The sequence below is a fragment of the Pseudomonas sp. P4_C1 genome, from assembly GCF_056402155.1.
Genome location: NZ_JBFUHY010000151.1, coordinates 1 through 2,895 on the forward strand (window position 1 = coordinate 1; position 2,895 = coordinate 2,895).

Here is a 2,895-nt window from a genome sequence, read left to right on the forward strand (position 1 = left end):
AGGCCGGTCGAGAGCACATCGCCATCTGGCGCCATACGATTGATGGCCGGACGGCGCAGCGGATTTTTGACCTGACTGCGTAAGGCTATTGCAATTGGCCGGCGGTGCGCGCCGGCCGATCGCTGTTGAATATATATGTACCGCTCTTCGCCGTGATTTTCCTGCTAAAAAAATCGCGAACCAATAGAGGCTCCACGAAACCGTCAATCAAAAAACCGGCAATGACGCCGAATGCCCCTTCAGCATCCCGTTCATGGAGGCCGATGCGGCAACCGCTCAAGGATGAAAACCATGTCACCCAAACCGCCACCCAAAAGCATAGTCACCGTCGATGTCCACCCCCATCCCAAGCTGCCCTCGGACGGACACACCCCGTTGCCCGACACCCTGCCGCGTATCGATTTCGGCTTGCCAGTCACGACGAATCCACGAATCCCTCCCAAGGGGACCGGGACACCGGGAAATGTCGACCTCGATGCCATCACGCCAGCACCGCCCGTAACGGCCAGCGAGTTACCTTCCGCTCCAGTGCCTGCCCTCCCGTCGACACCGCGTCCGCTGGAGCATTATTGGCTCGCCTCGGCGGCTCAGCTTCCCGCACCCGACGCCCTGGGTTTCAGAACGTTCAAGGGACGCCAGTATGTCGATGTGCCGGGTGGTGGCATCGTACATATCACTGCGGATCCGGACACCGGCCTGTACCGGGCCAAACTGCCGAGCGAACTGCAAGCGTCAGGCCCGGTGCTCGTGCGCGATCCCGAGAGCACGCTCTGGTATTCGCTGGATGACGTTGAGCCAACGACCTACCCGCTGACCAATACCCGCCTGGAAGCCTTTCGCACGAGTCTGGACTTCACCGGCGTCGAACCGGGCAGCGACGGGCTCTATCGGCACAATGGCAAACTCTACGCGGTCATCCAGAACCGCGCCTACCAGGTCCTGCATGACCTTGAGGCCTCCTCGCCGCAGGCTCCGGTGATGCGCATCATCCGGGCAGAGGATCCCATCGCCCTGGACGACCACAACCTGTATGTCGCGACGCGCCCCGGGAGGTCAGAGCCGATTGTTTTCGACAGGCAGAACGGCTGGGTGGGAATCGCTGTCTTTGGCGCGGGCGGAATGCGGGCGGGAAGAGAAAATACCGTGCAAAACAAGTTTGCCGCGGGAATAGCGCAATTGTATACAGAGGCCGCCATACTTGAGACGGCCAGACAGAAGAGACTTCAACTGACGTCTAGCTGGGATAGAACTGTCGGCACGGAAGGTGAAAGAACGGCTCTGATACTTTTGGAAGTGCAAATTCGCCGAGAACTCGCTTTATTGGAAAATATGGTCACCAAGTACGTCGACGAACACGATTGGCTGATTCTTGTTAAAGCAAACGGCGTCTATAGAAACGAACTGCATGAACTTCGGGAGCTTAACCTTGCAGCTTACGACCGGCTCATTGCTGCCATGGATGTGCGCAGATCCCTGGAAATTCGGCCAGCCAATGACCCGACTACCTATCGGGCCACCGCCGACTACCTGATGAATAAACGCAACCTCCTGGAAAAGAGCGAGAAAATTGCGCATGAGATTCAGAAAAAGTCGCGCTCCTCGGAGCTCGAGTTGACTGCCCTGGGTTATGACGCGAAGGAGATTCACGAAGTAACCGCCAGCTGGGTCGAAGCCCGAAGCCGATTGCTGACGGACGACCCAAATAACAGTGACTTCGAAGCGGTGCAATTGGCGCACTCTTTTATCGAGGTCGCGACCGCATTCCGCGGGATCGAGAGCATTCCCGCTGATGCTCGCATTGCGGCGCTGACCGGTCTGCTCGACCAAAGCGCGGCAACCAGGGATTCGTATGAGCATCTCGACCTGCCGCCAGACTCCCCACAAGCCAACTCTCGGCGAGAAATTACAGAAGCCATCCAGGCCTTCGAAAATGCCGTCGAACATCAAATAGCGCGCGAACACCGAGACCGGAAAAATACCTCGGCGCGATCGGCACAGGATGAGTCGATTGATTTCGACTTCATCCCGCCACAAAACAGGACCGGGCCCGCTCCCAAGCCCAGACGAATGTTTCGCGCCAAACACCACGGTGTCTACAAGATCAGTGTCGGTCAACCGCGTCGCACCGTGACGGGCGAAGAGCTGATCGACGTGATCGATCCCAACAACTCGGCGCAGGTTTTGCGAACCTACGAAAAGCGGGAGGGAGAATGGCATCGAATACGCTCCGAACAAACCAGAGCGCTGCCCGAGCTGATGGCACGAGCCACCCGGCGGCTGGACCGGTTCGAGGTGCACCTGAGCAAAGCCAGGCGGGATGAACGGGCCAAACGCAACGCCACCAATATCGTCGAATTTCTCGGCGGCAAGGCCGAAACGCTCGACGATCTGGCCCGACAGCTCGAACACGCTCCAAATCCGACCGGGGAGACTATCGACGGCCTCGTCCAGCGCCTGAGGCACGACAGTCAGCGTCTACGCACGGAAGGCGAGGACATCCGCATCCGGCTCTACAAGGACAAAACCTTTCTGAGTGCGGACCGACTGGCGTACTTGATCAGCGCGGGGCACATCAGCGCGGTGAAAACCCATAACCGAGTGGCGCGTGGCAAAGGTAAGGAAAAACACTTTCTCGACATTTACTCACTCAATGACAGCCACACCGGAGAGCCGTTGTGGCATGCCCATTTCCACTACGAAAAGAACGACAGCCTTGCGTTGAACTTCATGGACAAGGGCGGTCATCTCAAAACCCTCGAGCAGAGCGGAACAGGTATTTCAGCCCAGCGCCGGGACGAACAGGCCGGTCGAGAGCACATCGCCATCTGGCGCCATACGATTGATGGCCGGACGGCGCAGCGGATTTTTGACCTGACTGCGTAAGGCTATTGCAAT

The 2,895-nt window shown here is 58.2% G+C and carries 1 protein-coding gene; it reads left to right on the forward strand.

All coding sequences use genetic code 11. The features are described from left to right. Positions 1 to 291: 291 nt before the first annotated feature. Positions 292 to 2,883, forward strand: a complete 2,592-nt coding sequence (locus tag AC1DU9_RS29670) for a hypothetical protein (RefSeq protein ID WP_477811253.1) — start codon at positions 292 to 294, stop codon at positions 2,881 to 2,883. Positions 2,884 to 2,895 lie beyond the last annotated feature (12 nt).

What these genes read in the sequence shown, in the direction of transcription:
- AC1DU9_RS29670 (WP_477811253.1), top strand. Translation starts at nt 292, where the DNA reads ATGTCACCCAAACCGCCACCCAAAAGCATAGTCACCGTCGATGTCCAC.